The 431-nt window shown below is 67.7% G+C and carries 1 protein-coding gene; it reads left to right on the forward strand.

What is annotated here, in order from left to right; genetic code table 11:
* Positions 1 to 19: 19 nt before the first annotated feature.
* A partial coding sequence (locus ACYP5B_RS44770; protein WP_459573868.1) for an RRXRR domain-containing protein occupies positions 20 to 431 on the forward strand: 412 nt, incomplete at its 3' end.

Raw genomic sequence — 431 nt, forward strand, 5'->3', positions numbered from 1 at the left:
GCCGTTCGCTATCCGCATAGTGGATCGGCGGACAGCGGACTGCGTCCTGCAACCGGTCCGTCTTAAACTCGATCCCGGTAGCAAGGGAACCGGCGTAGCCATCGTGCGTGAGGTCGAGTCCTGCGGCGGCGAGGCGGGCCGGCGTGTCGCCGTGCTGTCGCTAGTGGAACTGATACACCGCGGCGCGCAGATCAGCCTGAACCTGACGGCCCGCAGGGCTATGCGCCGGTCGCGACGCGGGCGGAAGACGCGGTATCGCGCTGCCCGATTCGATAACCGCCGCAGGCCGGTAGGCTGGCTAGCGCCGAGCCTACAACACCGTGTGCAGACCACGGTGGCCTGGGTCCGCCGCTTCCGCGCACTCGCCCCGATCACCGCCATCAGCACCGAACTCGTCCGCTTCGACATGCAGGCGATGCAGAACGCCGAGA

The organism is Cupriavidus sp. 8B, from assembly GCF_054589115.1.